Below are 25,647 nucleotides of genomic sequence, written 5' to 3'. Positions count from 1 at the left end.
CTCGCGGCGCTCGCGCAACCCCTGTGAGTGGCAGAAATGTCAGGATGCATAAACTTCCGGCCATGACGCATCGCGTGGCCGTTCTGGCCCTGGACGGGGTCCTCCCCTTCGATCTCGGCATCGCCGCACGGGTCTTCAACGAGGCCGTCGACAGCTACGGTCGGCGGCTGTACGGGGTGGTGACTTGCTCGCTGGGCGGTCGACCGGTCCGGACCAGCGAGGGCTTCCGCATCGAGGTCGACCACGACGAGACCATGTTGCGCACCGCCGACACTGTCGTGATCGCCACCCAGGAGCCCACGCCTGAGCTGCTGGCCGGTCAGGGGCTGCCCGAAGAGCTGAGCACAGCGCTGGCCTCGATCCCGGCCGGCACCCGCATCGTGAGCCAGTGCACCTCGGCGTTCGTCCTGGCGGCCGCCGGTCTGCTCGACGGGTACGGCGCCACCACTCACTGGGCCCTCTGCGATGCGTTCTCGGCACTCTTCCCGCACATCGAGGTCGACCCCGATGTGCTGTTCGTCGACAACGGCCGCGTGCTGACCTCGGCGGGTGGCGCGGCCGGGATCGACCTGTGCCTGCATCTGGTCCGCCGCGATCACGGTGCCGACGTCGCGAACGGCGCCGCGCGCCGCTGCGTCGTCGCACCGTGGCGCGACGGGGGCCAGGCACAGTTCATCGAGCGGCCGTTGCCCGAGGACACCCAGACCTCGACGGCGCCGACGCGGGCGTGGGTGATCGACAACCTGCACCAGCCGATCTCGGTCGCCGACCTGTCGGCGCACGCACGGATGAGCGTGCGCACCTTCGCCCGCCGCTTCCGGGCCGAGGTCGGCGAGAGTCCCGCGCAGTGGCTGATCCAGCGGCGCGTCGAGGCCGCCCGCCGGATGCTCGAGACGACCGACCTCACCGTCGACCAGATCGCGAGCGCCGCCGGCTTCGGCAGCGCGACCCTGCTGCGCAAGCACCTGCATGCCAGCGTCGGGCTCCCGCCGGTGGCGTACCGTCGCCGTTTCGCCGCGACGGAGTGAAGCGCCTGTCGCGATCGGACAATCAGGTGGCGCGCTTCGCCGCTGTCATGGCGGACGACCCTTTCTAGATTCGTCCCCATGACTCACACCATCCTCATCACCGGCACGTCGAGCGGCCTCGGCCGGGCGAGCGTCCGGCTCTTCTCGGCCCGCGGCTGGAACGTGATCGCCACCATGCGTACACCTGAGGCGGAGACCGAGCTCGATCGGCTGCCGAACACGCTCGTGACCCGGCTCGACGTGCAGGACCAGGCCTCCGCACACGCGGCCGTCGAGGCCGGTCTCGCCGCGTTCGGCCGCATCGACGTCCTCATGAACAACGCCGGGTACGGCGCCTACGGTCCTCTTGAGGCCACGCCCTTGGCTGCCGCGCGCCGCCAGTTCGACGTCAACGTGCTCGGCCTGCTGGCCACCACCCAGGCGGTGCTGCCGCATTTCCGGCAGAAGCGCGCGGGCACCATCCTCAACGTGTCCTCCGTCGGTGGCCGGGTGGCCTTCCCGCTGGGCACGCTCTACCACGCCAGCAAGTACGCCGTGGAGGGTTTCTCAGAGGCCCTTCACTACGAGCTCGCGCCACTCGGAATCCGCGTCAAGATCCTTGAGCCCGGCGGGATGAGGACCGACTTCGGCGGCCGGTCGCTCGAGTTCAGCAACGACCCCGGCCTGGTCGAGTACCAGCCGCTCGTCGAGAGCGTCCTCGGCGTCCTGGGGCCGATGATGGAGCAGGGGTCCACCCCGGAGGCCATCGCCGAGGCCGTCTTCGACGCGGTCACCGACGATCTCGACCGGCTCCGCTACGAGACTGGTCCGGATGCTGTGGAGCTGCTGGCAGCGCGGCGCGACTCCGACGACGACACGTTCCTCGCCGACGTCCGGGCCCTGTTCGAGGTCGCCACCACGCCGTCGCCGCCGACCCAGGCAGCGGGCGTGCGATCCTGATCCATGCCATGAGCACCCTCTCCACCGGTGGCTACGCCGTCGACACCACCTGGCGCCTCCTGCTCAGCAATCTGGGGCTCGCCGCAGCCGACGTGCTGCGACGAGCCGGGTTGCCCGACGATCTCCTCCGGCATCCGGCGGCGCGCGTCGCCACCCCGGACTACTACCGCCTGTGGGCCGCCGTCGAGATCGAGCTCGGGGATCAGCCTCTTGCGATCCGGCTGTGCGAGAAGATTCGAACCGAGTCCTTCTCGCCGCTGCTGTTCGCCGCGCTGTGCAGCCCCAACCTTCTGATGGCCGTGCGGCGGATCGCCGCATACAAGGCGCTCGTCGCACCGATGCGTTTCGAGGTGGCCGAGCAGGGTGTGCGGGTCGCGGTGAGTTACGAGTGGACCGATGCCCCGCCCGAGCCGCCTGAGTCACTCGTCATGATGGAGCTGCTCTTCGCCGTACAACTCGCCCGGATCGGGACGCGGGCGCGGATCACCCCCGTCGAGGTCACCGCCAGGGCGTTGCCCGCCGAACCGGCGCCGTACGAGGAGTTTCTCGGCTGCCGGCTCCGATCCGGACCCGCCCACCGTGTCGTGTTCGCGACCGCCGACGCCCAGCGCCCGTTCCTGACCGGCAACGAGGGGCTGTGGAGCATCTTCGAGCCCGAGCTTCGGACCCGGCTCGCCGAGCTCACCGGGCCGGTGCCGACCAAGCAGCGCGTCCGCGCCGTCCTGTTCGAGGCGATCCCCAGCGGGCTGAGCAGCCTCGACGCCGTCGCGAGCCGGCTCGCGATGAGCCCACGCACCCTGCAGCGCCAGGTCAAGGAGGAGGGCACCACGTTCCAGGATCTGCTCCGCGAGACCCGTGAATCGCTCGCCCGTCACTATCTCGAGCGGACGTCGCTTCCGACCTCGGAGATCTCGTTCCTGCTCGGTTTCGAGGAGCCCACTTCGTTCGCGCGGGCCTTCAAGGCCTGGACCGGCACCACGCCCGCGACGCTGCGTCGCACTCCAAGACGTCAATCGGAGCTGGTGGCGGAATGAGCTCAGAGACACCCGGGTTCTTGTCGCGGCCGCCGACCACGAGCCGCTCCTCGTCGAACAGACGCGCGATCTCGGCGACCTGGAGACCGTTGGAGCTTCCCTGGATGTTGATGCTCGGGGAGTTCGAGACGGTGATTCCCAGACGCGCCGTCTCCTGCGGGCGGTACGGGGCGAAGAGCAGGCTCACCAATGCGTATGGGTGATCAGGGAGAGGAGATCCTCTTTACGATGTCTCGGGAGGAGTTCTTCCTGTCCAGTCGTTGATGAGCCCCTGTCCGGATAGTTGAGGGAGTCGGCCGGTGTCCGCTTTGGACTTCTACGCTCACGTCGCCGCTTGCGGTGAGGTACTGGGCGTTGGCCTCGGTGCCGACCCGGAAGCCTGGGAATCCGCCCTGGGAATCACCTACCTCGATGTTCCCGGTGGTGGCCTCCTGCGGCGGGACTACGGGCTCGTGGAAATCAACTTCTCGCCCGACCGGCCGGGGCGGCAAAGGCAGATGTCATGCTTCGGATTCGGCGTGAAGACTCAACGACTGCTGTACGACCAGTCCCCCAGCACCGTGCCGTCCCCGCTCTCGCGGGAATACGGGAAATTCGCCCCCAGAGTCCCATTCAAGGAATTGCAGACCGCCATCCGGGCCCTGGGCCACACCATTGAACTCGACGAGCACAACACGTCGAGCGACATGAACTGCTACCGCGTATCCGCGTCCGCCGCCCGCATCCACGTCGTCGCTGACCCCGACCCGTACGGGTCAGGCGACCCAGATCCAGACGGCCATCGGAGGGGTGACGTCTGGTCCGTCGACGTGTGGTGACCAGGATGGAGGCCTCCCGGGCAGTTTCGCGGTGTGCTCCGGGCAGGCGGCACCGACAGAGCGCATGACGCTCCGCGCTGGAGGGCCGCTTGGGTCATGCGCGGTTACCCGCAGGCAGACACCCGATTGACCTGCGTGCATGCAGATTGAGCGCTAGTTGTCGGCGGCGAATGCGTCATGCGCGAGCTTCGGTCACACAAGCCGGGTGAGATCTCGAACAGAGCCTCCGTTTGTGGCGGGATCGGAGGGTCAAGGACGTTGCGGAGGCGGGTGATGTCCTGCCGCCACTTCGACCAGTTCGCAGCCTCGGCCCACAGCTCGGCGAGTTCAGACCGGTTGGAGACCACGTGGTCCAGGGCGTCGACGGCGAGCATCCGAAGGTCTGCAGGCAGCTCTGGTAGCGGCTCTGAGGGGCCATAGTTCGAACACGCTGGATCGCCGTCAGGATGCTGGGCGACGACCAGGGCCGCCGCACCCACGGCTCGCTCCCCGTCGTAGATGCCCAGGAAGTCCGCCGGCCCGGCGGCGCGCCTGAGCACGCCGCGGATCATGGCTTCGCGTTCTTCCTGCGCTGCCGCGTCCAGGTCACCGGCGAAGTCGGCGGCGGTGTCGTTGTCGAAGGGGCCGATGTCCCAGGTACCCACGTCTCTCCTCGCTCAGTCGTCTGGGTATCGTCGCACCGGCCACTGACAGTGCGCTCAGGAGGCAAGCAGTATCCGCTTGCGCAGGAGGCTGAAGCCAGCGCCTCCATACATTTGCCGCTTGGTCATGCGCAAGCTCACGGCGCTGCTGGACGCACACGGTGCGACGCTGACCGTAGGCAATGTCTGGGCTCGTCGCTAAGCGGCCAACGCCCCTTATGCGCCGCCCCATAGCAACGGCACCCACGAGACCTAGTCGCCGTCCTACGGCCGTGGCGGAGCACGGGATGCCAGTCAGTGTCGAGCGGACTCCGGCAAGACGGGGGATCGTTGCTCAGCCTTCTGCCTCAGGATCGGACGCCGCAGGGAAGCCCAAGCGATCCAGAAGCGTATCGAAGAGGTCTTCCGCGAAGGTCTCGTGGTAGCGCAGGACTTCCTCGATCGCGGCCACGTCCACACCCCCGGCCGGCCCCCGCGACCTGGGCCCAGGTAAGGACACGACGGGCGTCGCCGGGCACGCAGGCGTCCATCTCGGACAGTGGACGGTCCGAGATTTCTGCGGCGATCGCCAGATTGAGCCACGCATCCCACCGGCCGCCTCCAGGTTCCAGGCCCCAGACCAATGCGACGCTGCTGTCGTGCACGGACGCCACACATGCTGGGGCTCCAGTCCACTCGACCACAGCTCGCAGGACCTCTTCCGGCTTTGCCGGCGGCGAGGACTTGTGGTGGAACTGCAGCGTCTGCCATCCGCCAGGTCTCGGCCACCAAGCGGATACGCCACCATTGTCGTCCTCTTGTGCACCACCGAAGACCGGGGCCTCAAGCAAGGGACGCTCGCTACGGCCGAAGACCAACTCACCTGAGAAACCCATCGCCACCCCTGTCCTGCACTGTTTCCCGCACGATAGGGGCGGCCTCTGACAGCAGGCGCGAGTCCGTACTGGTACAGGAGGGCGTGGTCAGCGTATTCGTACGGTGGCGCAGGTGAACGTCGTGTTCCGGAGCAGTGCCGGGGTGACGGCGACGCCGGTGAGGTGTTCTGCCAGGTCGAACGCCGCCTGCGGGGAGAGGTCCGGTTCCGGGTCATCCACCTCGAGATGGAAGCCGACCCGTCGCATCACGTCAAGGAGTTCGTCGGGCTCGTCGCCCCAGCGCTCCTCCGGGAACATGGGGTCGAAGCACAGTCGCAGTACCTGGTCCTCTGCCCAGAGGAACGTGCCGACGGCGTTGATGTTGGTGAAGTGAGAGATCCAGCTCGTTCCGGCGGAGGCCGGCAGCGCTTGTTCTTCGGTGACCCCGAGGTAACCGTTGGGCTCGATCATCAGCGTCCAGGTCCCCACAGTCGTCATGGCGACCAGCTGCCGGCTTCCCTCTTCCAGGTAGTACTGAGCGAAGGCACCGTCAACGACTGCGTCGATGCCTTGGAAGACCGTCTGCTCGTCGGCTCCCCGGTGGAGCGCATCACCACGATCGGCGACCACGTCGCGGTCGAGACCAGCGAGCACACCGTCGAAGCCCGGTACGTCATCGTGACGGCATCGCCGGCACACCGCTCGTCCGTCGAGTTCGCTCCCCCGCTCCCCGAGCGTCACTACGGGCTCTCACGCAGCTGGCGGCTGGGAGCCCTCAGCAAGGCCTTCGTCGCCTACAACCGCCCCTTCTGGAGAGACGAAGCCCTCTCAGGGAGGGGATGTCCGACGACGAGACCGTCTTCCTCACCTTCGACGTCAGTCCTGACGCCGACGGCCCCGGCATCCTCATGGCCTTCTGCGACGGACGTGGGTTCGACGCGTACGACAAGGACGAGCGCCGCCACCGTGTCCTGCGGCACCTCGTCCACCTGTACGGCGAGCCCGCCCGCCACGCCATCGACTACACCGACTTCTCCTGGGGCAACGACTCCTTCGCACCCGGCGGACCGAACCCGGCAGTCGGCCTGAAGACATGGACCGCTTTCGGCCCCTTCCTGCGCGAGCCGGTCGGCCTTGTCCACTGGGCCGGCACCGAAACAGCCGACGAGACATCCGGCAGCATGAACGGCGCAATCCTCTCCGATCGGCGCGCGGCGACCGAAGTGGCAGAACGCCTGAGCACCGGGCAGTGACGACATCTGCCCGCCCCGAGTGCGCCCCGGCCGCACCTCAGCCGCATGCCCCGGACCGGAAGGCCGTCCGGGCCTTCGCAGTCACAGAAACGCACGCCACGAGCAACAGCCGTTGGCAGAGCAGGGACCTGCCTCCGCACAGACGGACTCCCTGCCCCTACCCGCACGCATCACGCCAACGCACGTACCCGTAAAGGCACTTCCACCACCTGCAATGTGAACCGCTGGCCACGTTCACCCGCGTCAACGAACGTTTCACCGCCCGAGTGGCCGAGCTGGTGAACCGAAGCGAAGCCTAGGGCCGCACCATCGCGGAGATGCTGCGGCAGGCGCTGACCGAACTCATGCCGCTCGACGACGCCCGCCGCGCCGAACTCCTGGTCCGTCGCGCCTTTGCGGACCAAGCCGCGCACAACGCCCGTCTTGCCGCCATCCAGAGTGAGACCCTCGTGGGCATCCGCTCACCTGTCACCCAAGCCATCAAGAACGGCATGGTTTGCGGCGAGGCCCCTCAGGAGATCGACGCGGCCGACCGGGCCCTGCAAATCGTCGCGTGCACCGAAGGACTCGCCCTGGACACGCACATCGACCCCGACGGCACACCGAAGGCGGCGGTCCTCGCCGCGCTGGACGACCAACTCGGCCGCATTTTCACCGGAACCTGCCGACACGCGCAGCTCGGTTGGAGATGCGCAAGGCGGCACCCCTGGGACACAGCGCCGGCATCAGGGTCCAGCGCTGCTCAGAGGCGGGGATCACGAACACGCACTCACCTTGTTCACTTGTCTTCGGCCGTCGGCGGCCGGGTAATACGGGCCCATGGAGGCGTCCAGATCTTCGATGATCTTTCGGAGTTCGCGGGCTCCGCGAGGTGACATCGCGCGGATCACGGCGTCGAGTAGGGCCCGGCCGTCGAATGGGTTGCCGCAGCAGTACCAGTGCACGTTGCCGAACTCGTCGTCGTGCCAGAGTTCGCGTGCGGGGCGGTGGACGTAGTCCTTCCACATGCGCAATGCCGCGGTCGTGTCACCCGGCCGGAGATAGTTCCGAGTGCGTTCAAGGCGAACGATCTCGGTCAACGCTCGCGAGGAGAGGCGGTCGATGGCCGGCCTTGAGTGCCGTGAGTGCTGCCGGTCCGGGATGCCGTCCCGGATGCGTCCTGGCCGTCTACGCGGCATGGGCCTTTCGGCTGGTCGTCATGCCGTACATGGTGCCACGACCTCGAACTGGCGCGACGCCTGATCGCCCACCTCGGCACCATGTTGGTGGGTGCTTCTACGCTTCCGATATGGATATGGACGATCTTGTGTGGCAGGCGAGCAACTATCGCGGAATACCTCCGAGAAGGGTGCGTCTCCTGTTGGAGCACGGTCACCTGAATCCGGTGGCCCAGGTGGCAGTGGATCGTGGTGAGTGGTTCTGTGCTGAGGGGGCGATGGAGGAACTGTGCCAGACGGGGGACTTCGGGCGCGCGCTGTCCGTGATGGAGCCGTTCGTCGCGGTGGGATGGCGGGCCGCCTTGTATGCGAAGGCCGAGATCCTGCTCCGAGCGGGCTGCGGAACGGAGGAGGCTTTGGATCTGGTCCGTACGGGCGACTCCGGCCGGGCCTCCGGGACCGAGATTCGTGCTCTGGCTGAGGTGCTCGGCAAGGCGGGGCGCATCGACGAGGGGATCGAGCTGCTCGTCCCGCACCTCGACAAGTCGTGGCTTCTGTCCGTTCTGGTGGATATCACCGATGGGCAGGGCCGTGACGAGCGGGTGCTGGAGCTGATTGCCCCGCTCGCAGACCATGCACGTCAGGCCCGCGGCGATGAACACCGGGACTACGCCTTCTCCGAGGCTCAGGAGATGCAGGCCCGTGTGCTGGAGCGGGCGGACCGTGCTGATGAGGCAATCCAGATCCTCGGCCAGGACATCGCCGGGCGCCGGTTCCTCGCTCATAACACCCTCATCGCCTACGCCGAACTGCTGGCGCGGCACGGGCGGTTCGAAGAGTTGCGCGAATTGGTCGGCAGCCAGGATGCACACACCGTCTTGGACATCTACGCGGATGCGCTGCGCCGTCATGGCCGGGTCGAGGAGGCCGAAGGCGTGATGAGAGACGCCATCGCCGCCGACGATTGGGTCGGGTACCGTGCCTGGCTTTCCTCGATGTTGCTGGAGGAAGGCCGGCTGGACGACGCGATCGTCGTCGCGGAGCCCGGCTTCGGCTGGTACGACTGCTCCAACCTTCTGGCACCACTCGTCCACCCGCTTTTCGACCGCCCCGAAGAACTGCTCTATCTGGTCGAGCACCCACGGGTTGTACCCCACCACGGTCACGAGGAGTTCAAGCACGGGTGGCGGGCCTGGGCGCTCGCCGGCCTCGGCCGCGTCGACGAGGCCCTCACCGTGGCCCGTCTTGACCGCCCCTGGACCGACCCCCGTATCGTCAAGGCCAACCTCCTCAGGCAAGCTGGCCGTCTTGAGGAGGCCGCCGATGAACTGCGAACTCTGGGCACGGTCAAGGCACGCGAGGAACTGTGCGAGGTCCTGGTCCTGCAAGGGCGGGCGGAAGAGGCGATAGCCGTCCACCCCACAGTGGCGGAACAGCGTGCTGCCGAACCGAAGCCCGAGCCCGTCCCTCTCGGCGAGAACGGGTACTCCCTGGAGCCACCTTTCTAGAGAGTGCCCCCTCGCTTCACGCCCACATGAGGAACGAGGCGAGGGTGACCGCTGCATCGTAGGACCGGGCGGTCTTGTCGTATCGGGTGGCGATCGGCTGGGCAATCCCTCTGCAGCAGGCGCCACGCAACAGGTGAGGCAACGTCCTGCCAGCGCAGGGGCCCGAGCGATCAACGTGCGGAGCGGGCGGTGAGATGCCGTCCAATTCACCGCTGTGGGTGGTGTGTTCCGCCGAAGACTCGATGCTCCCGGCGATGGCCGGTCGTCGAAGGGAGCACCGCCCCAGTCGTCTCGGGCGGCGCCGGCGCACTATCGGCAATCGTCTGGTGCGGGGGCAGCAGTTGCCGTAGGGTGCCGGACGATCCATGGGAGCGCTCCCAAACGTCCGTCCGACCTCACCCGATGGGAGAACTTCGCATGCCCTATCCCCTCCCCTCCGTACGGCGGCTGCCCCGGCTGCTCGTCGCCGTCGCCTTGACCGGCGTCACGGTGATGGCCGCCACCGGCGGCGCTCCGGCCCACGACCACCACGGCGGCCAGCCGATCGGCAGTTGCGCCCCGGACCCGGCGTTACTGTTCTGCGAGGACTTCGAGGACCTGCCGCGCGGCGCGGGCACCAGCCTGCACTGGGGCGTGGACACCCGGAACGGCGCGCTGTCCGTCGAACGCGAGCGGGGCCGCGGACACGGCGGGAAGCGCGGCGCGGACCAGGTACTCCGGGTGCGCACCGAGGGTAACGGATACGCGTTCCTGGAGGTCGACGAGTTCTCCGCCCCGGACAACAGCTTCTTCGGTCGGATGCGGGTGAAGGTCGACAACTTCCCCACCGCTCCGGACTGGGCTCACTTCACCCTGGTGGAAGCCACCGGCCGGGGCGACGGCAGCGTGGTCCGACCGATCGGTGGCCAGTACGTACCAACCGTCGGCAACGGGGTGCAGCTGTGGGGCATCGGCTCGGACGGCGGCCCCACGGGCGACTGGACCGACTGGCGCGAATCCGCTCCGGCCGAATCGGGGAAGTGGACCTGCCTGGAATGGGAGGTGGACGCCTCGGACAACCGCGTGGCGGTATGGATCGACGGCGCGCCCCAGCCCGACATGACCGTCACCACCACCCGGCACGGAGGCAATCCGGTGGACTTCGTCCTCCCTGCCTTCGACACCGTTCGCATCGGCTGGCAGCTCTACCAAGGCAATCCCACCCCGGACTCCTACGACCTGCGCCTGGACGACCTGACGCTGTCCACCAAACGCGTCGGGTGCGATCGCTGACCTGACATCCGCACTACAGCCAGGCGTTGGAGTGCCGCACCTGGGACAGGGTGCTTGCCTCGCGACGCGCGCCCGCGTGGCCGATCCGGTTCTGCCTGGACGGGGCCGGCGCGACTGCCTGGCGGCGAGACGGCACTTCCCTGCTCCCGGTGCCGCTCCCGCTGCTCGCGCAGCCCGTTGCTTCTGTCCGCCTTCGGCTTGAACTTTCCGGGCCGCTTCCAGACCGGCTGCCACCCAGGTCCTCACCGAGCGCGGCGGCCATCTCCGACCGGGCCTCGCGGGCGCGGGCGAGTCCTCGTCGGGGTTGGGCAGTTCTTTCGGGGTACTCATGGGACTCCTCCTGGGTCCCACCTCGGGGTGTGCTGGGTGCCGGGCTGTCGGGTGTGCTCCCGGGCGGACAGAGCGTCGGCGGCGAGGTGGCCCCGCCGGCACCGGGCCGCAGTGAGTGAGACCGCGATGGACGGCGAGGCGGAACCAACGCTCGCGCAACTGGGCGCATGGATTTCAAACACGTAATCCAAGAGGGGCCGGCTGGATGCCGACCAGCTCGCTGCCAACGGCTTCCCCGGCCGGGCTCGTCGCCGGGTTTGTGCTGCTCCTGTTTGCTCACTGCCTTCCAGGGTTAGGCGGTCACCGGTAAGGAGAAACAACGCCCTTAACGCATTGGAGAACACTTCCATGCAAGCCGACTCAAAATCCACCGGAGCGGACCCGCAGATCACCTCGGAGCCCGTGCCGCCCTATCCCGAGCAGGACCAACAGCCGCCGGGTCTCGAGCGGGACATGGATCCAGCGCCGCGTTACCGGGCCGGTCGTTACCGGGCCGCCGACAAGTTGCGCGGCAAGGTCGCTCTGATCACGGGCGGAGACTCGGGCATCGGCAGGGCCGTGGCCGTGCTGTACGCGCGTGAGGGTGCGGACGTGGCCGTCGTCCACCAGCCACAGGAGCAGTCCGACGCGGAGGAGACCCGCCGCGCGGTGACGCAGGAGGGCCGCAGGTGCTTGTTGCTCTCCGGCGACCTGGCCGAGGCATCATTCTGCCGGGAGGTCGTCGAGCAGACGGTGCGCGACCTGGGCGGGCTGAACATCCTGGTGAACAACGCCGCTCATCTCAACAGCCAGCTAGACCTGTCGCAGCTTTCGTACGAGGACTGGGACCGGTCCTTCAAGGTCAACGTGTATGCCTACTTCCATCTGGTGCAGGCCGCCCTCCCGCACCTCAAGGCCGGGGACGCCATCATCGCCACCGCGTCCGAAGAAGCTCTCAAGGGCAGCGACACCATGATCGACTACGCAGCTTCCAAGGCTGCCTTGGTCAACTTCACGAAGTCGATCGCCTCACACCTGGTCAAGGACGGCATCCGGGCGAACGTGGTCGCGCCCGGCCCCACCTGGACCGTACTCAACGTGGCCGACCCGAACATGCCCACGGAAGATCTCGCTCAGCTGGGTAGCGAAGATCCCTTGGGGCGCGTGGCCCAGCCCGAGGAAATCGCGCCCGCGTACGTCTACCTGGCCTCCGACGCAGACTCCAGCTACACCGTCGGCGAGATCATCGCCATCACGGGAGGTCTGACCAACACCCGCTGAGGCCGGCTAGACCGCCACCTGGTTCGATTCCACCAGAAATCTCTCTCCACGCCGCGTCTGCACCCTTCTCCGATGCGGGGACGGGAAAGCATGTGTGGCGTGCCGGCAAGGGCTTGTGGTGCTGGAGCCGATGCTGTCGGCCGGGGTGCGGGGCCGGCCAGCAGTGGGTCGGCGAAGGCGTCACTGATGTTCGTCAGCGCACCATCGTCCGCTCCGCGCCCACCAGACCGAACTGCGGAGCACGCAGGGGCGCACCTCCGGCCCCAGCTGGCGGCCCGCGACGATCGCCGACCGTCGCCAGACGATCGGCTTCTCAAACACCCCTAAGCGCTTGGCGGAAAACGGCGGTCGCTCGGCCGGCACCACGAGGCGATGACAGGGAGACCCGTTCAAGCAGCGGGCAGCAGTCGGGCGAGGGCGAGGAATTCGGGGCGGAGGTCGGCGGCGACCGCGAGTAGGCGTGCCGGCTGGGGGTGCAGTCGGACAACGGTGATGTGCCGCCGTGTCGGGCCGGCCGCTTGTTGAGGAAGGAGGAGGTGAAGGCCGGCGACGTCCATGAAGAAGGCGTGGCGCAGGTCCCACTGAAGGTCGCTCACGTGCGGCGGGAGTACGTCGGCCGCCGCCCGCAAGGGGGCGAGGGTGTCGGCGTCGATGTCGCCGGACGGGGTGATACGTGCGAACGTGCCGTTGATGGTGGTGGTGATGTTCATGCTGGGCGCGCCCCCTTCCGGGGGTTGGTGAGCCCAAAGGCGAAGCGCCCCCGGAAGGGGGGCCACGACGATGGCAAAGGGCCGGATGCCCGGGGTGGGGGCAACCTCCGGCTCCCTGAAAGGCCGTCACCCCTGGAGGGTCGGTGACGGTCGGTCTCGTTGTCCAGCTACCGTCGCATACTCGCACCCCCTGACGCGAGAGCCCGCACGTCCGCGCCCGGAGCTCAGTCCTGGCCACGGACAATCGTGGGCTGCTCAGGCAGGTCCTCTTCCTGCTCCAGCTCGGCCGGGAGGGAAACCGGCGCTGTCGCCGGCTCGCACGTGCGAATCGGGTCGCCCACCACATGCACGCTCTTGATCAGACCGTCGTCTGCTGCACCGCTCACGGCAGACCTCTACTTCCTTTGTAGCTTGTCGGCCGGACAGATACTGTCGGCCCACTGTTGCGGATACCCCACCCTCCTCGCCGCACCAGGAACCGCCCGTCCGATCTGCAGCAGGCACACCACCGGTGGACAGTACGTCTCGGGCTGAGCACGACCGATGCCCTTGTCGGCGTTCCGGGCCGTCAGTGCTTCCTCCTGGCAGCGCTGACGTTCCCCCGATCGCGCCGTGCAGCGCCTGTGATGACTCGCGCGTCCGGGCAGCGGGCAAAGTACGGTGCGCTGTGATCAGCCGACCGGGGGCGCCCGCATGTACCAGCTCGGACGAAGCCACCCGGGTTCTCCGGTTCTAAGGGCGGCGGAGCAGGCCGACGGCGGCGCGCCACACGAGCCCATACGGGATTGCGGGGTCCCACGGCCCGGCGAGGGAAGCCGAGCCCTGCTCTCCGCCTCCGCAGGGACTCGGCCGGTGACGCCCGCGCCGCAGCGACGGCGCCACTCGTGGGGCATCAGGCGTGAGAGAGCGCGAAGGAGACCAAGAAGCCCGACACCACGATCAGCCCTATGGCCAGATGCGCGTCTTCGAACGCTTCGGGGATCATGGTGTCGGCGAGCATCGCGAGAATCGCGCCGCCGGCAACCGCCGTCACGGCGGCGATCACACTGATGGGCATGCCGCCCACGACCGCGTAACCGAGGACTGCGGCCAGGGTGCTCGCGGCCGCGATGCCACCCCACACCCCGAAGACGTATCCCTTGCTGCGGCCGGCCTTGCGCATCCCAGCCGAACTGGACAGCCCTTCCGGCACGTTACTGATGAACACCGCAGCCACCGTTACCATGCTCACCGCGCCGCCGTCGAGGAGGCTGACCCCGATCACCGCCGATTCCGGGACACCGTCGAGCAAGGCGCCCAGGGCCAGCGCCATGCCCGAGCCCGACTGCTGCGCCTCGGACGGCTGCGCCTGCCCATGCCCCGACCGTTTTCGGTGCCGGGCCCCTCGGCGGGCCAGCACGACGTTACCGAGTGTGTAGGCCACCGCTCCGGCCACCGTACCGATCGCGGCCGGCATCAGACCGGCCTGTTCGTAGGCTTCGTCGACAAGCTCGAATGACACGGCCGACATCAGCACTCCGGCTCCGAAAGCCATAACTGAGGCGATGACCTTCTGCGGCACACGCAGCCGGTACCCGATCCACGCACCGACCAGCAATGCCGAACCCGCGAGAAGACCCCACGCTCCGGCTTGAACGATTTCAGGCATGTCAGGCTGCTACCCGATTTCTTCCACTCGTCTCCCCTCCGCCGCACACGGCCGTACGGCCACATGGGTCCCGCAACGCCTGCCTGTAAGAGGATCTAGCGCCCGAATGCGGGCGGGGCACGCTTCACGACTGGTCGGTACGAGTGCGTGGCCGTCCAGCATCTCCTCCACGCAGTCGAGCAGACGCATTCTTCGGTGTCCGTCCTACGGCCGCATCAGATTGTTGCGGACAGCGTCGGCGCGGAGGAGGTTGCCGGGGCCCATGCCGTAGGCGCTGCCCGCCGGCCTGCTGGACAGCGACTTCGGGGCCTGGGTTCGCCAGTAGCTGTCATCCTCGGCGGCGGCTGCGAGTGACCTGTCCCGAGGTGCGCAAGGTGACAAGGAAAGCCTGGTGCGCTTTGGGGGTTCTGGGACGGCCATTTCGCCGAGTTACGCTTTGGTACGGCTCCACATCGGAGGGATCGATGAGTGGTCGGACCGGAGCATGCAGTGCGCGAGAGCTGGGCCCCCGAAGCCCGCACTGTACGGTTCTCGACGACGGCCGACCGGGTCACAGTTGAGCATCTGCGGCGCAATCCGCGTGCAGCCCTGCATGTGCCGGGCGGCGACGTGTGGTCGTTTGCCGTCGCTGAAGGCGAGGCCGCGGTCTCTGCGGGCACGACGGTCTCTGGGGACGCGGTCGGGCAGGAACTGCTCGGGACGATCCCGAAGGCCGGGCGGCCCGAGGACGAAGCGGCGCTCCTGAAGGAATTGGTTGCCGAGGGCCGGGTGGTCATCCGGCTGAAGGTAGACCGACTGTACGGCACAGTGCTCGACATCGACGGCTAAGACTTGAGAAGGCTGAGCCTGCACGCGACGGGTGCCGCTCGCGGTGGTCGGCCGGGTCGAACTCGGCAGCCGATCACCCGGAAGCCGGGTCTCTGACGGTCGCGGAGCCGATTCCAGTGATTCAGCCGTGTTGGTTCAGTGATCTGATCGGTCCCGGTTGCCTTCCTCGCAACATCATGTGCGGCAACGGCCTTCGGGCCGTGCGGACCGAATGGCCCGCCGGGCCGCCACGCGGGAGGCGTCAGCACTGTCGATCCGGCGGGATGACGGTCGCTGGGACGTGGCCTGGTCAAGACCGGTCTTGGGGAGTGTTTCAACGAGCAGGGCCGCCCCGGCTTGGGAAACGACCTGTCGGCCGTCGTCCCGGACACGGAGACGGGGGGAGCAGCGCCCGATATGCTTCTTCACCGGAAGATCGCTCCCTTCCTCGCTTCCTTCCTCGTCGCCGACAAGGCCCTCGACCTGTCCTACCGGTGCGAGCCGGAATACTTCCCGCCCGCTGCGAGCGGTCATCCACATCTCGGGGGGCCTCGACATGGTGCACGCTTTGGCATTCGGGGCCATCGTGGCACTTTTCGGGCTTGCCTTCTGCGCGTACGTAGGCCTCCGGGCACTGCTGGACATTTTCGTCGGCAAGGTACGACTCAGTGCGCAGGGGGTGCGTGTCCGAGGGACGTGTGCCGGATACACGGGCGGCCGTTATGGCACTGGTGTCGTGGTTACGTTTGCGGACTCTTCGGGCGCGACGCATCAGATGGTTGCCAATGCCTGGGAGGGTGTTCTGCCGGAAAGGGGCAGCGTGATAGACGTCGTCTACTTGCCGCGGGACCCGAAGGTAGCGGGGGTCTGGCCGGTTCGCGCACTCATTCCCAACGCCATCTATATGACAGTGGCCGTTCCGGTGCTCCTGGCGGTGGGCACGGCGTGCTTGTCGGCCACAGCGTGGATCGCGAGAACTGTGTGGTTCTCCGGTTGACCCCGATGCCGGGGTAGATCCTCCGCCTCTGCCGGCGTAACGCTGCGGGTACACACTGATCGACCCCTGACGCCAAATGCGCCGTTTACGGCTGCCACCGGGGAGCTTACGGAGGCCGCCGTGACGCTCATTCGGTTAGTCACATGGGCATCGTCAACCGCAACCCCGCCTGCCCAGTTCAACTGCTCGTCCGGGGCTCCTGCGGGCCGCGGGCCGGCAGCGTCCGGCTGAGGACGAGGTTGGTGGTCGTGCTCCCGAACTCGGCCAGCGCGTCGATGACTTCCTCCAGGTGAGCCATCGACGTGGCCGCCACCTTCAGGACGTAGCAGTCGTCCCCCGTGGTGCGCAGGCACTCCAGGATCTCCAGGCGCTCCCCGAGCAACCTGCGCAGTGGCTCGTGCCGGTTCCCCGGGTATTTGAGGCGCACCACCGCCAGCACCGGGTATCCGGTCCGCTCCAGATTCACCTGCGCCTGGTAACCGGTGATCACCTCGGTCGCCTCCAGGCGTCGCACCCGTTCCGTCGTCGCCGACGCACTCAGGTTGACCCGCCGCGCCAGTTCCGTGAACGCGATCCGGCCGTCCCGCTGGAGCTCGTCCAGGATCGCCCAGTCCGTCGAGTCAAGATTCTCGGCCATCCGCCCAGATTACCGGGGTATCAACGGGCGAACGGCCCCCGAACAGGCAGAGATCCCTTCTGGCAACCCCCGGGGCCTGGCTAGGCTGATCTCCATGAAGATCGGCGTCAACGTCCTCAACTTCGGCCCCGGCACCGACCCCGGAGTCCTTCGGAACTGGGCCCGCACCGTGGAGGGCCTGGGCTTCGACCTGCTGATGGTCTCCGACCACATCGCCGTCACACCCGACGTCGCCGCGCGGTATCCGGCGCCGTTCTACGAGCCCTTCACCACCCTTTCCTGGCTGGCCGGCCTCACCACCCGGATCCGGCTCGGCACGACGGTCCTCATCGCCCCCTACCGGCATCCGCTGCTGACCGCCCGGATGGCGGCCAACCTGAACGCGCTGAGCGGCGGCCGACTGGTCCTGGGCGTGGGAGTGGGCTGGGCCCGGCAGGAGTTCGCCGCCCTCGGGATTCCCTTCGAACGCCGTGGACAGCTGACCGACGGGCATCTGCGGGACTTACGGGCGGCCTGGGCGGACACCGCCGACTACGGAACGCAGAAGATCCCGGTGTGGGTCGGCGGCAACAGCGACGCGGGACTGCACCGTGCCGTGCGGCTCGGAGACGCGTGGCACCCGCTGCGTTGCACGATCCCCTGGCTGCGCGAAGCCGCGGTCAGGCTGAAGGCAGCCGCGGACGAGCAACACCTCCCGGTGCCCGCCCTGACTCCCCGGATCGCCCTCGACGTCACCGCGGCGCCGGTCACCGGGGAGCAACGACTCGCCGGACAGGGCACGATCGACCAGATCATGGACGACCTCGACCAACTGCGACTGCTGGGAGCAGAGACCGTCGTCCTCGACCCCTACAACGGCGACCCCCGCGAGACGTGCCACCCGCAGGCGGCCTGGCAGGCACTCGCCACAGTGGCCGCGCGCCTCAACCTTTCACCCACCCTGACCACGACGGAGCAGACATGAGCACACCCGACGACCACACCCTCCTGAGGCAGGCCATCGCGCTCGCGGCCAAGGCACGGGCACGTGGCAACCCCCCGTTCGGGTCGCTCCTGGCGGGCCCGGACGGCGCGGTGTTGGCAGAGGCACACAACACGACCCTCACCGACAAGGACATCACGGCGCACCCGGAACTGAAGCTCGCGAGGTGGGCCGCACGGGAGCTGGACACTGCCACGGCGGCGGCAACCACGATGTACACGAGCTGCCAGCCGTGCGGGATGTGCGAGACGGCCATCGAGCGGGCCGGGCTGCGGCGGGTCGTCTACGCCCTGTCCAACGACCAGCTCATGGACATCAAGCCGCCCGGCAGCGGCTTCCCGCCCGTGCCACAGGACGGTCCCGCACTGCTGGACGAGGTGAAGGCCGTGTTCGAGGGCTACTACGGCGCGTGAGGGCGTAATGCGGCGCGACGGCCGAACCCACACGCGATCGACGCGTCGGGCCGGGCCGGGCGCACCCTTGGTGCTCGCGGGGCGCTCGGCCGGAGGCTTCGCACAGGGCCGGGCCAAGGCCAGAGACCGGGGTCAGAAGCCGTATCGCGCCCCCGGCTGGGCGTACTTCGACGGAACATGCACGGCATTCCTGATCTGCTGGACCCAGCAGCTCTGATGCCGTGCGGCGGGGAACACCGCCACCACCAGCGCCCGCCACGGCCCCATCGCACCGTCGCCGTTGACCAGCTCCGGGGCGCGCATGCCGCGGCGCCGGCAGTCGCGCAGCAGCTCCGCCCACGACTGGGTCGACTCGCGCAGCCCTCCGCCACGCAATCAGCTCCCTCGCGCCCTCGATGCGCACGCCCATCAGCGCCAGAACACGCACGTGTGCCCGGCCGAGGCGGACCTTCGGGTGCACGCCGTCGGCCCACACGTACGCGTGGTCGCCGCCCGGCAGGTCGCACTGCTGGAAGGCGGCGTGGTCATCGCTCCCCCGCATGGTCGGACGAGTGACGGTCGGCACGGACAGGCCGGTGGCCGAGCCGTGGAACTGCTCCAGCGCGCACGAAGGCGCACCGGACAGGCGACACTGTCCAACGGAGCGGGACTTGGCGGCCCCTCTCGGCGGTGACGGGCCATCAGCGAACGGCGAGGAGGCCGTCCACCAAGGCTCGGAGCCCATCCGAATAGGTGTCTTCAGCGGTCAGCGACGCCCAGCGTTCCGCAACCTGCGCCAAGCGGGGAAGCTCGCCCGGGTCCAGATCGGTGAAGACTCGCTCCCGGTAGGTCGCACGGTCGTCGTCTGCGCGGCGCCGGGCCGCTGCCGCACGGACCATGATCTCTCCGGCGGTGTAGTACCAGATCGCGCGGTAGCCGCGCACGGCCTGCTCGGGGGTCAGTCCGCACTCGACCAAGCCATCGACGATCTGCTCGACGAACCACAGCGCGGACGTGGACATCAAGTCGTCGGCGGTCAGCACCTCCGTGACCCACGGGCAGGCGGCGAGTGCCTCGTGGACCGCAATGGCGGCCACGATGGTCCGCTCGCGAGGGCGGTCGGGCAGTTCGGGCCGGCGCAGGGTCCGCATGGCGTAGTCGTCCAGCAGGAGGACGAGCAGCTCCTCCTTGTCGCGGACGTGGTGGTAGAGCGCCATCGGCGTACTGCCGACCTCCGTGGCCAGCCGCCGCATGGTCAGCCGGTCCACGCCTCCCTCATCCATGATGCGACGGGCCGTCTCGATGATCTCTTCGCGAGAGATTCGAGGAGGTCGGCCCCGGGTTTTGCGCGGCGCGGACGGTTGCGGCATGCCTCCCATCATCCCCCAGGTCTGGACAGCGGCATACCCCGCCGCTACTTTTTCTTACATGTATAAAAATTCTGGAGGGAAGCCGGGAGTGGTGCTGGCGGCAGCTGCCGTCGCCCAGTTCGTCTTCGCCTTGGACATGTCCGTGGTCAACGTCGCCTTACCCGCGATCCGCACGGCACTGGGATTCGCACCGCTCGACCTGTCGTGGGTCGTGCACCTCTACGCGCTCACCTTCGGCGGATTCCTGCTACTGGGCGGCCGTGCCTGCGACCTGTACGGCCGGCGCCGGATGTTCGTCCTGGGGCTGACCGTCTTCGGGCTGTGCTCGCTGGCAGGCGGGCTGGCCCAGACCCCCTGGCACCTGATCACCGCCCGCGCCGGGCAGGGACTGGGCGCCGCCGTGGCCGCGCCGGCCGCACTGGCGATGCTCACCACCACCTTTACCGAAGGCCCCCGACGGGTTCGCGCACTTGGCGTATGGAGCGCGGTGAACGCCGCAGGAGGCGCCCTGGGCGTGCTGGCAGGTGGACTGCTGACCGACTACGCGGGTTGGCGCTGGGTCATGCTGATCAACCTGCCCATCGTGGCGGCGGCGCTCGCGCTCGTCCCTGCGGGGGTGCCCGCCGGGGAGTCACCCGCCCGGCGCGAGAGGCTGGACGTGCTGGGCGCCGCCCTGGCGACCGGCGGGGTCGGACTGCTGGTGCTCGGTGTCGTCCGCACCGACACCGTTGGCTGGGGCTCCCGTCCCACGTGGGTGACCCTCGGTGCCGCAGCCGTGCTGCTGGTCGCCTTCGTCGTCGCTGAGTCAAGGGCCACCACGCCCCTGCTGCGCCTCGGCCTGCTGCGCAGCCGTTGGGTCGCCGGGGCGAACGCGCTCGTGTTCCTGGCCGCAGCCGGACAGTTCACCGCGTTCTATTTCGTGTCCCTGTACATGCAGCAGGTCCTGAGCATGGGTGCCGCCGCAACCGGCGCCGCGTTCCTGCCCTTCTCCGCAGGCCTGGTCGCGGGGACCGTCGCCGCGACCCGCATCACCGCGACACGCACCCCTCGTGTGTCCCTCGTGCCCGGCGCCCTGCTGGCCGCCGCGGGCCTGGCCTGGTTCGCCTTTATCAGCCCACAAGGCAGCTTCCTCACCGATGTACTCGGCCCGTCCCTTGTCACCAGCATCGGTACCGGACTGGTGCTGGCCCCCGTCGCCGCCGCCGCGACCACCGGCGTCACCACCCGCGAGGCCGGCATGGCCTCCGGTCTCTTCAACAGCTGCCGCCAACTCGGCGGCTGCATCGGCCTGGCCGTCCTGGCCACCATCGCCGCACACCGGACCGGCACGGCCACCGATCCGGCCGCGCTCAATGACGGCTACGCCCTGGGCCTCGCCATCGCCGCCGCCCTCTTCGTACTCGCGGCGGTCGTGGCGATCGGCGCGCTGCCCCGCCGCCATGCCAAAACGCCCGGCCTGTGCTCCGCCGTCCCCGCGGACAACCGACTGGAAGGAACACCATCATGACCGCGATCCCCATCGACCTGTTCGCCTCGGCGCTACACTTCCACCCGGACGGCGACGTCCGAGCCGTAGAACGGCAGATGACAAGCAGCGACTCCGGCGCCTGGCAGATCGCCACGTTCCGCGTGGAGACCGACGCGGACGTGCACGCCGACCACTGGGAGATGCACCCGCAGGCCGAGGAAGCGGTGTGCTGCCTGACCGGCGGCCTCCGCCTCTACTTCCGCCCCACCACCCCCGGCGGCACCGAGGACCTGGTGCGATTGCACGCAGGCACCGCTGTGGTCGTCCCCCGCGGCCGCTGGCACCGTCTGGAACTGGACGCCCCCAGCGACCTGATGTCGATCACCCTTCGCCACGGCACCCGCCTCGAAAAGCGTGCCGCCACGCACTGACCGAACGTGGCCCGGCAGACCTGCTGCCGGGCCACCACAAGCCTCACCAGGCAACCGCCTTGCCCCTGGGGCCGAGCTGGAACTCCGAAACCCGACGTGCCGGCCATCCTGACGTCGCATGCCATCAGGCGCCTGCTTGTCGATCCTCCCCCACCCAGACCGGCCTCCTCGACCCCTACGCCGCCCAGCTCTGGACGGTTCCCGCCAACTCATCGACCAGGGCCTCGGCGAAGGGCTTGTCCGCCGTGGCGGCTGAGCGTGCCGTTTCGATGACGCCCCAGAACTCATGCATGTCCATGGTCGGCAACCCTGCCACCCGGGTACGACACCAGCTCTCTGGGCTGCCGAACGTCAAGCCCGCCTGCAGGCCCAGACATGGGGGCGCGTGCCGGTCAGGTCGAGGACAGCACCTGGCGGCGGGTGATCAGACAGCAGGCGAGCTTGAGGAAAGCTTCGTGGATGTCGGCTCGGCGTTCCCAGCGGACGCGGAGTCGCTTGAAGCCGTGGAGCCAGGCGGAGGTGCGCTCGACCACCCACCGGTAGGTGCCCAGACCGCCGCCGTGGGACCTGCTGCGTAGGGCGATGACAGGGAGGATTCACCGAGCCCGAACTTGATTCCGGTGGACGTCGTGGTCGTAGCCGCGGTCTGCGAAGACCGATTCAGGCTTGCGACGGGGCCGCCCGGACCTGCCCCGGGCTGGTGGAACGGCGTCGAGCAGGGGCATGAGCTGGGTGATGTTGTTGCGGTTCCGGCCGGTGAGGATGACCGCGATCGGGTGCCGTGTCCGTCGGTGATCAGATGGTGTTTGGAGTCGGCCCTTCCCCGGTCGACTGGTGGCGGGCCGGTCTGGAGCCCTCTTCTCGGACACGGCCACAGGACCGATCCGCCTCATTGTGTTAGGTGTTCTCGCCGGATCACCGACATCGTGAAGGCCATGGTCGTACTCCGCCACGACTCACCAGGGGTTAAAAAGGACTCCATGAGTTTTGACATCTTCGTGTGCCGGTTCCAGAACGGTGAGCCAGCGACGCTGGACATGAGTGCCGCACACGAAGTCCTCGACCCCTATGCGGTGGTGCGGGGCCCCGACACCGACTTCCTGCTGGTCAGTGCGGCGGATGGGGAGGAGGCGGGTGTGTACTTCAACCATCCGACCGGCATCACCTTCAACCGCTTCGGAGGGGGCGGGATCATGGACCTCTTGGCCGTTCTACTCCGTCGGCTGGATGCCGTACTCGTGGTTCCGGGCGGGCCGGTCATGATCCAGCGGGACGGGGACCGCGAGCTTCTGCCCGCTGCCCTCAGGGACGAGTGGCCCGTCGTCGTGGCCCGCACTGGCGCGGAGATCGACCGGGTGATCCGGGCTTCCTGAACGAACGGGCGAGGGGACTGCCCCGGTGCACGTCACCGGCACGGCCCTGTCGTCTCCGCACGGACACGGCCGCCGGCCAGTACGCGCCCTTCGGCGATTTGGTTGGTCCTGCAGTGGATCCTTCGCAGGAGGTGGGCGAGCAGTACGTTCAGCACAGTCACCACTTCTGGCTCGCCTCGCAACGTTGCGCATCCCAAGCGAGCTGGGGTCGGGTGCCTGGGCTACGCAGCTGAGGAGAGATCCGGGGAGAGCGTCTTCAGGTCGAAGGGGCTGCCCAGGCTGCGGCACGCCAGGTCGGCAGTTCCTTGTCCAGCCATTCCTCGACGGCCCTCCGCCAGGGGTCCGAGGGATCGCTTTTGGCGACGTCCGCCCAGGCGTCCTCCGCCGTGTCGGGGTCGATGTACAGGCTGTCGAGGTAGGCGTGGAAGTCGTCCGCGACTGTCGTGAAGACGTGGTTGCTCACATACCCCGGCCAGTTGATGGCGTGGACGAACGCGTGGAGCCGGCCGTGAGTGGCCGGGTTCAGGTCCAGGAAGAGGACATCGCTGCCGCCGTTGCGGGCGATGGGCAAAAGGCCGGTCAGCGGCAGGTTCTGGGCGAGCCACCCGTCACGACTGTGCTGGTATTCGCCCAGGAGAGTGCCCCAGCCGTACTCACCGGCGTCGTCGCGGCCCAACTGGAAGAGGTTGTCGAAGCTCTGGACCGGTTCTGCTTCGCACGCCGGGAGGCGGACCGAGTAACCCAGTCTCTTTCCGCCGGCAGCTTCCAGGAAGGAGCGGTACGCGGGTGGCAGGGACAGTCCGATCTCCCGCTCAAGCGCAGTGCACTCGTCTGGGTCGAACGGTGTGAACGGTCCGCCCACGAGGCGACCTCTGTACCAACGCGATAGCTCCTCCGACACGGGACTGATTGTCGCATGTGGCCGCGGTCTCGTAGGCGGCTCACCCCTCAGCAGATGAGGCTGCAGGTGAGGGTCCGTAAGAACACATGGCAGGCCCAGCCCTGATGCGCTCGTACATGGTTGGGGCGGAGAGCGTGTGGAAGTTGCGCTCGGCGGTTTGGTCATGTGCCGGGGGCGGGCAGTGCGCGTACCTTCGTGTAGCGGGTTGCTTGTTGGTCGGTCAGAAGCCCGGCGACCGCTCGGATGGTGTCGGCAGTGTGTCCCAGCGGGTGTGGCGTCGGGCGACGGCCTTCCAGTTCTTGAGATGACGGAAGCCGTATGCGACGGGAAGTCTGGCCGAGCAGAGTGCGAAGTGGCCGAGTCCACTGATACGTCCCAGTCGACTCCGCCCGCCGCCGAGCCAGGCCATGGAACTGCGCGCAGACGCGGGCCAGCGGCGGCAACGGCAAGGTGGTGCTGACGTTCCCCGCCTACTCGGACGAGGAGCCCCGGGTGGTGACCTGCGCCCCGGTGGAGCCCGTCGACGCGCCCTGCTTCCTCCGGCGTCGGGATCGGTTCGCCGTCGCGGAGCTGCTGCGCGGCGTGGTCACCGCGCAGTCCGTGGCCGGGTGAGTCCCGGTGGCAACCGCTCCGGCGGAGAGAAGTGTCGCGGCGGAGAGGCTGCCCCAGAGGACGGCCGTGCCGTGGGACGTGAGAGCGGTGATCGCCGCCGGGGAGACGGCGAGGCCGAAGCCCGAGGAGAGCTGGAAGCGGGCGAGGGCGCGGCCCAGGACGCGGTCCGGGGCGAGGACCGTGACGAGGGCCGTGGCGCTTCCCGCGTAAAGGATCTCACCGAGGGTGCAGACCACCGATACCACGACGACAGCCGGGGCGGTCCAGCCGCGGCCCAGGGAGCCGGCCGCGAAGAAGCCGAGATAGGACGCGGCGAGCACGACGCCCGATGCGGCCAGCACCGACCGGCGGGGGAAGCGGGACATCACCACCGTGACCGGCACCTGCAGGGTGACCACCAGCACGGTGTTGGCCACGAAGACGACCCCCGACCACACGGGGGAGGCGTGCAGCTGCGTCACCAGGATCAGGGGGAGCGCGACTTCGGGGACGTTGAGGCAGAACACGTAGATCACGTTGGCGCCGAGCAGCGCGCCCATCCGGGGCGCGGGCTCCTCGCCTCCCTCCCCGGCCAGGGCGGCGGCCGGCCGGGCGCTCACGTGGACCGAGCGGGCCAGGGCCGCCGACGCGAGGTAGGAGACGCCGGTGACGGCCGCCAGGACCTGGAGCGCGGCCGTCCCGCCCGCCATGCACGCGGTAGCCAGAAGCGCGCCCGCCCCCAGGCCGGCGTTGCGCAGGGCACGGCCTCCCGCGAGGGCGGCGTCGCGTTCCCGCCCGTGGGCGATCGTGGCGACGAGGGCCGCGTGGGCGGGGGGCCACGCCTGGTTGCCGATGCCGAGGAAGAGCGCCGCCGCCGTGAACAGCGGGATGTCCCCCGCCGGGGCGCCCAGCAGCAGTGCCACGCCCACCACCCGTACCAGCATCGACGCGGCCACGACGGAGCTGCGCGCGCCCCGGTCCAGCCATCGGCCGACCACGGGCACGCAGACCAGGCCCACGACGGCCCCGGCCGTCATCGCGGCACCGGTGGCCGGGGCGGACAGCCCGAGCACGGACACCCCGTAAAGCAGCAGGAAGGGCCGCAGCAGGCCGGTGCCGAGCGCGTCCACGGCCATGGCGACGGCGTAGCGCGGGCCTCCGGACGCTCGGACGAGATGACGCGGCCGGATCTTGGTGGTTGTCATGGCGTCCACGGTGAGGCCGGCCGCCGGAGCGGCCCCGCCGG

At 68.6% G+C, this 25,647-nt stretch carries 24 protein-coding genes and 3 pseudogenes; 15 read left to right on the top strand and 12 right to left on the bottom strand.

Annotated features, from left to right (window positions below):
• The first annotated feature begins 62 nt into the window (after positions 1-62).
• From ACFUJY_RS27025 to ACFUJY_RS27010, 4 genes are all read left to right on the top strand, one after another.
• Positions 63-1,028 carry a GlxA family transcriptional regulator gene (locus ACFUJY_RS27025; protein ID WP_383304412.1) on the top strand — a complete coding sequence of 322 codons (966 nt, stop codon included), beginning with the start codon at positions 63-65 and terminating at the stop codon, positions 1,026-1,028.
• 78 nt (positions 1,029-1,106) lie between these two features.
• Positions 1,107-1,967, top strand: coding sequence for an SDR family oxidoreductase (locus ACFUJY_RS27020; RefSeq protein WP_383304410.1), 861 nt, complete (start codon positions 1,107-1,109; stop codon positions 1,965-1,967).
• An 8-nt stretch (positions 1,968-1,975) separates the two neighbouring features.
• Positions 1,976-3,001 (top strand): AraC family transcriptional regulator, encoded by a 1,026-nt coding sequence (locus tag ACFUJY_RS27015; RefSeq protein WP_383304409.1) that lies wholly within the window; start codon positions 1,976-1,978, stop codon positions 2,999-3,001.
• 299 nt (positions 3,002-3,300) lie between these two features.
• Complete coding sequence (locus tag ACFUJY_RS27010; RefSeq protein ID WP_383304407.1) at positions 3,301-3,819, top strand: hypothetical protein; 519 nt, start codon at positions 3,301-3,303, stop codon at positions 3,817-3,819.
• A gap of 104 nt (positions 3,820-3,923) precedes the next feature.
• Here ACFUJY_RS27010 and ACFUJY_RS27005 read toward each other — a convergent pair whose 3' ends face one another.
• Complete coding sequence (locus ACFUJY_RS27005; protein ID WP_383304405.1) at positions 3,924-4,463, bottom strand: DUF4259 domain-containing protein; 540 nt, start codon at positions 4,461-4,463, stop codon at positions 3,924-3,926.
• Positions 4,464-5,422: 959 nt separating this feature from the next.
• On the bottom strand, positions 5,423-5,944 hold the full coding sequence (locus ACFUJY_RS27000; protein WP_383304403.1) for a DUF6461 domain-containing protein: 522 nt from the start codon (positions 5,942-5,944) through the stop codon (positions 5,423-5,425).
• On the opposite strand from ACFUJY_RS27000, the pseudogene ACFUJY_RS26995 reads away from it, so the two are divergent.
• From ACFUJY_RS26995 to ACFUJY_RS26975, 5 genes and pseudogenes are all read left to right on the top strand, one after another.
• Positions 5,849-6,567 (top strand): annotated as a pseudogene (locus ACFUJY_RS26995) (flavin monoamine oxidase family protein). The gene ACFUJY_RS27000 and the pseudogene ACFUJY_RS26995 sit on opposite strands and share 96 nt — an antisense overlap.
• A gap of 317 nt (positions 6,568-6,884) precedes the next feature.
• Complete coding sequence (locus ACFUJY_RS26990) at positions 6,885-7,442, top strand: TetR family transcriptional regulator C-terminal domain-containing protein (RefSeq protein ID WP_383304401.1); 558 nt, start codon at positions 6,885-6,887, stop codon at positions 7,440-7,442.
• A gap of 413 nt (positions 7,443-7,855) precedes the next feature.
• Complete coding sequence (locus tag ACFUJY_RS26985) at positions 7,856-9,232, top strand: hypothetical protein (protein WP_383304399.1); 1,377 nt, start codon at positions 7,856-7,858, stop codon at positions 9,230-9,232.
• A 417-nt stretch (positions 9,233-9,649) separates the two neighbouring features.
• Entirely contained in the window at positions 9,650-10,504 is an 855-nt protein-coding gene (locus tag ACFUJY_RS26980) for a hypothetical protein (RefSeq protein WP_383304397.1), read from the top strand.
• Positions 10,505-11,182: 678 nt separating this feature from the next.
• Complete coding sequence (locus ACFUJY_RS26975) at positions 11,183-12,094, top strand: SDR family oxidoreductase (protein ID WP_383304395.1); 912 nt, start codon at positions 11,183-11,185, stop codon at positions 12,092-12,094.
• Between the two features lie 389 nt (positions 12,095-12,483).
• Here the strand turns inward: ACFUJY_RS26975 and ACFUJY_RS26970 are convergent, their stop codons facing one another.
• The 3 genes from ACFUJY_RS26970 to ACFUJY_RS26960 form a co-directional block, all read right to left on the bottom strand.
• Positions 12,484-12,804, bottom strand: a complete 321-nt coding sequence (locus tag ACFUJY_RS26970) for an STAS domain-containing protein (RefSeq protein WP_383304393.1) — start codon at positions 12,802-12,804, stop codon at positions 12,484-12,486.
• A 224-nt stretch (positions 12,805-13,028) separates the two neighbouring features.
• Positions 13,029-13,190, bottom strand: coding sequence for a hypothetical protein (locus tag ACFUJY_RS26965; protein WP_383304391.1), 162 nt, complete (start codon positions 13,188-13,190; stop codon positions 13,029-13,031).
• 506 nt (positions 13,191-13,696) lie between these two features.
• A complete protein-coding gene (locus tag ACFUJY_RS26960; protein ID WP_383304389.1) occupies positions 13,697-14,452 on the bottom strand; it encodes a ZIP family metal transporter in 756 nt (251 codons plus the stop codon).
• Positions 14,453-14,950: 498 nt separating this feature from the next.
• Between ACFUJY_RS26960 and ACFUJY_RS26955 the strand changes: the two are divergent.
• Positions 14,951-15,280 (top strand): annotated as a pseudogene (locus ACFUJY_RS26955) (pyridoxamine 5'-phosphate oxidase family protein); the annotation flags it as partial.
• Positions 15,281-16,434: 1,154 nt separating this feature from the next.
• On the opposite strand, the gene ACFUJY_RS26950 reads toward ACFUJY_RS26955, so the two are convergent.
• A complete protein-coding gene (locus ACFUJY_RS26950) occupies positions 16,435-16,893 on the bottom strand; it encodes an Lrp/AsnC family transcriptional regulator (protein WP_383304387.1) in 459 nt (152 codons plus the stop codon).
• Positions 16,894-16,987: 94 nt separating this feature from the next.
• Here ACFUJY_RS26950 and ACFUJY_RS26945 point away from each other — a divergent pair, with 94 nt between their 5' ends.
• Positions 16,988-17,857: an LLM class flavin-dependent oxidoreductase gene (locus ACFUJY_RS26945; protein WP_383304385.1), complete on the top strand. Its 870-nt coding sequence runs from the start codon at positions 16,988-16,990 to the stop codon at positions 17,855-17,857.
• Complete coding sequence (locus ACFUJY_RS26940) at positions 17,854-18,288, top strand: nucleoside deaminase (RefSeq protein ID WP_383304383.1); 435 nt, start codon at positions 17,854-17,856, stop codon at positions 18,286-18,288. Before ACFUJY_RS26945 ends, ACFUJY_RS26940 begins: the two co-directional genes overlap by 4 nt.
• A 132-nt stretch (positions 18,289-18,420) precedes the next feature.
• On the opposite strand, the gene ACFUJY_RS26935 is transcribed toward ACFUJY_RS26940, so the two are convergent.
• Complete coding sequence (locus ACFUJY_RS26935) at positions 18,421-18,663, bottom strand: transposase (RefSeq protein ID WP_383304382.1); 243 nt, start codon at positions 18,661-18,663, stop codon at positions 18,421-18,423.
• A gap of 305 nt (positions 18,664-18,968) precedes the next feature.
• Positions 18,969-19,637, bottom strand: a complete 669-nt coding sequence (locus ACFUJY_RS26930; RefSeq protein WP_383304380.1) for a TetR/AcrR family transcriptional regulator — start codon at positions 19,635-19,637, stop codon at positions 18,969-18,971.
• Positions 19,638-19,695: 58 nt separating this feature from the next.
• Between ACFUJY_RS26930 and ACFUJY_RS26925 the strand changes: the two genes are divergently transcribed.
• Together ACFUJY_RS26925 and ACFUJY_RS26920 are read left to right on the top strand one after the other, a co-directional pair.
• Positions 19,696-21,144, top strand: coding sequence for an MFS transporter (locus ACFUJY_RS26925; protein WP_383304378.1), 1,449 nt, complete (start codon positions 19,696-19,698; stop codon positions 21,142-21,144).
• On the top strand, positions 21,141-21,536 hold the full coding sequence (locus ACFUJY_RS26920; protein ID WP_383304376.1) for a cupin: 396 nt from the start codon (positions 21,141-21,143) through the stop codon (positions 21,534-21,536). Before ACFUJY_RS26925 ends, ACFUJY_RS26920 begins: the two co-directional genes overlap by 4 nt.
• 175 nt (positions 21,537-21,711) lie before the next feature.
• On the opposite strand, the gene ACFUJY_RS26915 is transcribed toward ACFUJY_RS26920, so the two are convergent.
• Together ACFUJY_RS26915 and ACFUJY_RS26910 are read right to left on the bottom strand one after the other, a co-directional pair.
• Positions 21,712-21,834 carry a hypothetical protein gene (locus ACFUJY_RS26915; RefSeq protein ID WP_383304374.1) on the bottom strand — a complete coding sequence of 41 codons (123 nt, stop codon included), beginning with the start codon at positions 21,832-21,834 and terminating at the stop codon, positions 21,712-21,714.
• A 94-nt stretch (positions 21,835-21,928) separates the two neighbouring features.
• Positions 21,929-22,392: pseudogene (locus ACFUJY_RS26910) on the bottom strand (IS5 family transposase); the annotation flags it as partial.
• 79 nt (positions 22,393-22,471) lie between these two features.
• Here ACFUJY_RS26910 and ACFUJY_RS26905 point away from each other — a divergent pair.
• A complete protein-coding gene (locus ACFUJY_RS26905; RefSeq protein WP_383304372.1) occupies positions 22,472-22,909 on the top strand; it encodes a hypothetical protein in 438 nt (145 codons plus the stop codon).
• Between the two features lie 256 nt (positions 22,910-23,165).
• Here the strand turns inward: ACFUJY_RS26905 and ACFUJY_RS26900 are convergent, their stop codons facing one another.
• Both ACFUJY_RS26900 and ACFUJY_RS26895 read right to left on the bottom strand, forming a co-directional pair.
• Positions 23,166-23,771, bottom strand: a complete 606-nt coding sequence (locus ACFUJY_RS26900) for an SMI1/KNR4 family protein (RefSeq protein WP_383304370.1) — start codon at positions 23,769-23,771, stop codon at positions 23,166-23,168.
• A gap of 509 nt (positions 23,772-24,280) precedes the next feature.
• Entirely contained in the window at positions 24,281-25,606 is a 1,326-nt protein-coding gene (locus tag ACFUJY_RS26895; RefSeq protein ID WP_383304368.1) for an MFS transporter, read from the bottom strand.
• Between the last annotated feature and the right edge of the window lie 41 nt (positions 25,607-25,647).

Origin of the sequence: Streptomyces sp. NPDC057249 (assembly GCF_042669245.1) — a bacterium.
In the GTDB taxonomy this organism is placed as follows: domain Bacteria; phylum Actinomycetota; class Actinomycetes; order Streptomycetales; family Streptomycetaceae; genus Streptomyces.
Note: the sequence above shows the minus strand (reverse complement) of the source record. Positions and strands in the feature narration are given on the sequence as shown.

What these genes read in the sequence shown, in the direction of transcription:
- ACFUJY_RS26960 (WP_383304389.1), bottom strand. Translation starts at nt 14,452, where the DNA reads ATGCCTGAAATCGTTCAAGCCGGAGCGTGGGGTCTTCTCGCGGGTTCG.
- ACFUJY_RS26905 (WP_383304372.1), top strand. Translation starts at nt 22,472, where the DNA reads ATGGTCGTACTCCGCCACGACTCACCAGGGGTTAAAAAGGACTCCATG.
- ACFUJY_RS26920 (WP_383304376.1), top strand. Translation starts at nt 21,141, where the DNA reads ATGACCGCGATCCCCATCGACCTGTTCGCCTCGGCGCTACACTTCCAC.
- ACFUJY_RS26970 (WP_383304393.1), bottom strand. Translation starts at nt 12,804, where the DNA reads ATGAACATCACCACCACCATCAACGGCACGTTCGCACGTATCACCCCG.
- ACFUJY_RS27020 (WP_383304410.1), top strand. Translation starts at nt 1,107, where the DNA reads ATGACTCACACCATCCTCATCACCGGCACGTCGAGCGGCCTCGGCCGG.
- ACFUJY_RS26895 (WP_383304368.1), bottom strand. Translation starts at nt 25,606, where the DNA reads ATGACAACCACCAAGATCCGGCCGCGTCATCTCGTCCGAGCGTCCGGA.
- ACFUJY_RS26940 (WP_383304383.1), top strand. Translation starts at nt 17,854, where the DNA reads ATGAGCACACCCGACGACCACACCCTCCTGAGGCAGGCCATCGCGCTC.
- ACFUJY_RS27025 (WP_383304412.1), top strand. Translation starts at nt 63, where the DNA reads ATGACGCATCGCGTGGCCGTTCTGGCCCTGGACGGGGTCCTCCCCTTC.
- ACFUJY_RS26915 (WP_383304374.1), bottom strand. Translation starts at nt 21,834, where the DNA reads ATGGACATGCATGAGTTCTGGGGCGTCATCGAAACGGCACGCTCAGCC.
- ACFUJY_RS26975 (WP_383304395.1), top strand. Translation starts at nt 11,183, where the DNA reads ATGCAAGCCGACTCAAAATCCACCGGAGCGGACCCGCAGATCACCTCG.
- ACFUJY_RS26950 (WP_383304387.1), bottom strand. Translation starts at nt 16,893, where the DNA reads ATGGCCGAGAATCTTGACTCGACGGACTGGGCGATCCTGGACGAGCTC.
- ACFUJY_RS26980 (WP_383304397.1), top strand. Translation starts at nt 9,650, where the DNA reads ATGCCCTATCCCCTCCCCTCCGTACGGCGGCTGCCCCGGCTGCTCGTC.
- ACFUJY_RS26990 (WP_383304401.1), top strand. Translation starts at nt 6,885, where the DNA reads ATGCTGCGGCAGGCGCTGACCGAACTCATGCCGCTCGACGACGCCCGC.
- ACFUJY_RS26925 (WP_383304378.1), top strand. Translation starts at nt 19,696, where the DNA reads ATGTATAAAAATTCTGGAGGGAAGCCGGGAGTGGTGCTGGCGGCAGCT.
- ACFUJY_RS26985 (WP_383304399.1), top strand. Translation starts at nt 7,856, where the DNA reads ATGGATATGGACGATCTTGTGTGGCAGGCGAGCAACTATCGCGGAATA.
- ACFUJY_RS27015 (WP_383304409.1), top strand. Translation starts at nt 1,976, where the DNA reads ATGAGCACCCTCTCCACCGGTGGCTACGCCGTCGACACCACCTGGCGC.
- ACFUJY_RS26930 (WP_383304380.1), bottom strand. Translation starts at nt 19,637, where the DNA reads ATGCCGCAACCGTCCGCGCCGCGCAAAACCCGGGGCCGACCTCCTCGA.
- ACFUJY_RS26945 (WP_383304385.1), top strand. Translation starts at nt 16,988, where the DNA reads ATGAAGATCGGCGTCAACGTCCTCAACTTCGGCCCCGGCACCGACCCC.